3 protein-coding genes are annotated in these 4,713 nt (G+C 57.9%); 1 reads left to right on the plus strand and 2 read right to left on the minus strand.

Annotation, left to right across the window (positions count from 1 at the left end; genetic code table 11):
* Window positions 1-870 precede the first annotated feature (870 nt).
* Complete coding sequence (locus ABSG20_RS30180; RefSeq protein WP_423868117.1) at window positions 871-2,562, plus strand: alpha-amylase family protein; 1,692 nt, start codon at window positions 871-873, stop codon at window positions 2,560-2,562.
* Window positions 2,563-2,572: 10 nt separating this feature from the next.
* Here the strand turns inward: ABSG20_RS30180 and ABSG20_RS30185 are convergent, their stop codons facing one another.
* Complete coding sequence (locus ABSG20_RS30185) at window positions 2,573-4,168, minus strand: alpha-amylase family glycosyl hydrolase (protein ID WP_423868118.1); 1,596 nt, start codon at window positions 4,166-4,168, stop codon at window positions 2,573-2,575.
* Window positions 4,169-4,351: 183 nt separating this feature from the next.
* Window positions 4,352-4,669, minus strand: coding sequence for a hypothetical protein (locus tag ABSG20_RS30190; protein ID WP_423868119.1), 318 nt, complete (start codon window positions 4,667-4,669; stop codon window positions 4,352-4,354).
* Window positions 4,670-4,713: the final 44 nt, after the last annotated feature.

Here is a 4,713-nt window from a genome sequence, read left to right on the forward strand (position 1 = left end):
CTATTTCCGGAGTAACGAACAGGACTTTCAAGAAACGCCCTCGTGCCAGCTTCAGACTCGACTCCGAAGAACAGTCGCATTTTCCTTCGGTCGGGAGTGCAAGGAACGTACTGACCTGACTATTGCGCCCAAAGCGGCGAACTTACGCGACGCCCCAGATCGAAGATCGGCATATCGTGACAGACGCAGGTCGAAGCGATCTCAGAGAAGCTACACTCATACTGAGGTGATGACTGTACAGAATTGCTCATGTCGAGAGATTGCGAAAGACCTGATGACGAGCCCTGGGATAGGTCGCCTTTTCGTCCCAGGTGAACCGCCTCGCCGAGCGGTGCGGTGCGAAGCTCGACGGCGGTTCCGCGCTGTCGCTCGACGGCACGGGTGGCTCTGGCGTTGTCAAACGACACGAAGGCCGCCGGTTTGCGGCTCTAAACCACGCAGAGTTAGCCGTGCGCATTCCTGAGCACGCGGGTACCGTGGTTGAATACGGGTGAAACGGAAGCATGCCCGTCCGCCTCGCCGATCTTGGTGGCTCAGCGTTTCTGAAGCGGGTCCTCTTAGCCGCTCGTCGCCGGCGGCATACGAGCGCGAACAATGGCAGCGGCCCCAGCTTGAGGGCCTGGACACGGTCAAGGGCGCGGATTCGTGGAAGTGGATCGCACACCATTTAGCTTCCATTTCACTTCGTCGGCGCAGGCAAAGCACGTGCGACGTTCACGCAACGGAACTGGTTGGCCACAGCGTTGTTGAGTGTTTCGAGTTTTGGTCTGACCATCCTGAGACAACCGGAAAAGGCAGTCGACCATTTGATCCCCCCAACTCGGGCAGCTTAATTCCCAGGACCACATCCTCTAGGCCGGCGTATTCCACATGATTGACGATCTCTGGTACAAAAACGGCGTCTTCTATTGTCTTTCTGTTGGCACCTATATGGACGCCAATGGCGACGGCATCGGCGACTTCAAAGGGCTGTTGCGGCGTCTCGACTATCTGCACGGATTGGGCGTGACCGCGATCTGGCTGATGCCATTTCAGCCGTCGCCAGGCAAGGACGACGGTTACGACATCTCCGACCATTATGGTGTCGACCCACGATACGGCACGCTCGGTGACTTCGTGGAATTCACTCACGGCTGTCAGCAGCGCGGCATCCGCGTCATCATCGATCTCGTCGTCAATCACACCTCGGATGCCCACGCCTGGTTTCGCGACGCAAGAAGCTCGCCGGATGCGCAACATCGCGACTGGTACGTCTGGGCCGACAAGAGACCCGCCACTGCCAGCAAGGGCATGGTCTTTCCCGGGGTGCAGAAATCGACATGGACACATGACAAGGAAGCCAAGGCATGGTTCTTTCATCGCTTCTACGACTTCCAGCCCGATCTCAACACGTCCAACCCATATGTTCAAGCCGAGATTCTCAAGATCATGGGGTTCTGGATTCAGCTCGGCGTGTCCGGCTTCCGGATGGATGCCGTCCCCTTCGTGATTGCCACCAAGGGCGCGAAGGTCAAGACGCCGGTCGAGCAATACGACATGCTTCGTGCGCTGCGCGAGTTTCTGCAATGGCGGCAAGGCAATGCAATCATTCTTGCGGAAGCCAACGTCCTGCCCAAAACCGATATGGAATATTTCGGCAAGGATGGCGACCGCATGCACATGATGTTCAATTTCCACGTCAACCAAAACCTGTTCTATGCAATGGCGTCCGCCGACTCACGTCCGCTTGCCAAGGCCCTCGCCGCGACAAAACCGCGCCCGGCCAGCGCCCAATGGGGGCTTTTCCTGCGCAATCACGACGAACTCGATCTCGGCCGCCTCACCAAAGCCCAACGTGACGTCGTTTTCAAAAGCTTCGGTCCCGACAAGAATATGCAGCTTTACGATCGCGGCATCCGGCGGCGTCTGGCTCCGATGCTGGGAGGTGACCGCCGACGTCTCGAGCTCGCCTACAGTCTAATGTGTACGTTGCCGGGCACGCCCGTCATCCGCTATGGCGACGAAATCGGGATGGGCGATAATCTGGATTTGCCCGAGCGCAACTGCGCCCGTACGCCAATGCAGTGGTCGACGGAGCCGCAGGGTGGGTTCACAAAAAGCGACAAGCCGTGCTCTCCTGTTATCGATCAAGGCCCTTACGGTTACGCGCACATCAATGTCGCCAAGCAGCGCCGTGACCCCAACTCGATGCTGAATTGGACCGAGCGCATTATCAGGATGCGCAAGGAAGTGCCTGAGATCGGCTGGGGAGACTTCCGTGTAATTGCGACGAGGGATCCAGCCATTCTGGCTATTCGCTACGATTGGCGGAATAACTCGGTGCTTTTCGTGCATAATCTCGACGAAATGCCGCGTGAGGCTTCTTTTTCAGTCGGACTTGCCGGTGACGAGGGGAATCATCTTATCAATCTTCTGTCGGAGGACCACAGCGAAGCCAACGATAGGGGCAAACACACATTGATGCTGGAGGCCTACGGCTATCGTTGGTACCGCGTTGGTGGACTCGACTATCTGCTCAAACGAAGCGACATCGACGGGGTGAACGTCAATCATCCCGAATGACGAAGGATCATTACAGCCGTATGATCAGGCCTTCGTCGCCGCGCAGATCCAGGCCGCCCGATACGGTCTCGCCGGTGCGATCCAGATTCGTGGAAAGCAGCAGTTTCCCTGGAAATTCCATCATGTCCGATCCGATCGAAGTCGGATCGGCTCCAAGATTGAGAACGATCAAAAGCGCGTTGCCAGCATATTCACGCTTGTAGGCCAACACATCACCGGCCGTCGCAACAGGCGTATAACTGCCTGCCACGAGCTCAGGCATCGCCCTTCGCAACTCGATCAGCGCGCGGTAAAGATTGAAGATCGACCGGGCGTCTGCGGCGAGATTCGCCACATTATCGTGGACGTAGTCGTTCGCCAGAGGTAACCATGGCACGCTGGCGGTAAAGCCACCATGAGCCTCGGCATTCCATTGCATGGGTGTGCGGCAACCGTCGCGCCCGACGCCGATCCCCGGCACATTCTTCTCGAAGGGATCGCGGATCTGGTCCTGGGCAATGGCAACCTGTTGCATGCCGATTTCGTCGCCATAATACAGGGTAGGCGTTCCCCGCAATGTCAGCAGCAACATCGCAGCCACCCGCGCTTGGGCGCGCCCTACACGGCTGGCGATGCGCGGACGATCGTGATTGCCCAAGACCCAGTTAGGCCATGCAGCGGCCGGCAACGCGCGCTCATAATCGTCGATCAATTTCGCAATTGCGCGCGCGTTCCAGGGCGCCGACAGCAGCGCGAAATTGAATGGCAGATGGGCACCGGACAGGTCCCTGCCGTAGTAGGCGACGAGTCGATCGACCGGTAGATAGATTTCACCGATCAGAACGCGGTCGCTGAACTCGTCGACCACGCGCCGCATCTCCATAACCACGTCCAGTATCTCCGGTCGATCCGTGGAATATAGCGGCAACAGGGCCTCATGCGGTGGCCGGCCAAGGCGAAAATCCGGATTGGGCGGGTTGTCGCGAAATTCCGCATCCTTGATCAAATGCCAGAGTACATCGACGCGAAAGCCATCGACACCTTTGCGAAACCAGAAACGCATGACATCGTAGATCGCTTGACGCACGGCCGGATTGCGCCAGTTCAGATCGGGCTGCTGCGCGAGAAAGGCGTGATAATAATCTTGCCCTGTGCAGGCGGCGTATTTCCAGGCGCTGCCGCCAAATTCCGACATCCAGTTGTTCGGGGCAGTCCCGTCAGTGCGCGGCTCGTGCCAGAGATACCAGTCGCGCTTTGGATTGTCGCGCGAGCTTCGACTTTCGATAAACCAAGGGTGCTGGTCGGAGGTGTGGTTCGGCACCAGATCGAGAATGACCTTTATATTGCTCGCGTGCGCCGCGCCGACCAGCGTAGCGAAATCGTCGAGCGTGCCGAATACCGGATCGACTTCCAGATAATTGGAGATGTCATAACCAAAGTCGGCCATGGGTGACGGAAAGATCGGCGACAGCCAAATCGCATCGACGCCGAGATCGCGCAGATAGGAAATGCGGCCGACTATGCCGGGGAGATCGCCGATGCCATCGCCATTGGAGTCTTGAAACGACCGTGGATAAATTTGATAGAGGATTCCCTTTTGCCACCAAGAGATTGCGCCATGCTTCATGCCGAGGGCGCGTTGATCGTCGATGACATCACGTATCGGCGATATCGATAAGGTTTGCATGTGGACCCACGAACGTCAGGCAGTGTGATGACCAGCTTCAGAACGAACGCAGAGAGATGCCACGCGGGGATAGACCTAAGGTGTGGAAGGCGGCCCTTTCGAGCCGCCTTTATTGCATAACACTTACTGACAAAGGTGTCGGCGCCCATCTTCGCCACGGAACAGGGTTCCGGGCTGGCAGACGAAGCCGTTGCGGGCGGCATACCCGCGATCGTAACGGCCATTATAGCCGTTATCATAGCCGTACGAATCGCGGAACGGTGAGGTCGCAATAGCGGCGGCTGTTCCGACTGCGGCTCCGGCTAAGCCGACGGCGGCATCAACCGGTCCTTGGTCGCGATAGCCGTCGTAGCCGCGGTGATATACCTGCTGCGCCATTGCTGGCGCGGCTACTACAGTCGAAAGCACTGCGGCTGCGGCAAGAAGTCGTAGTTTGGTCATTAGGTTTCTCCTCTGTGGTTGTGAGAAGCCAACTACTTGCGCGG

The organism is Bradyrhizobium sp., assembly GCF_049512235.1.
Lineage (GTDB): Bacteria > Pseudomonadota > Alphaproteobacteria > Rhizobiales > Xanthobacteraceae > Bradyrhizobium.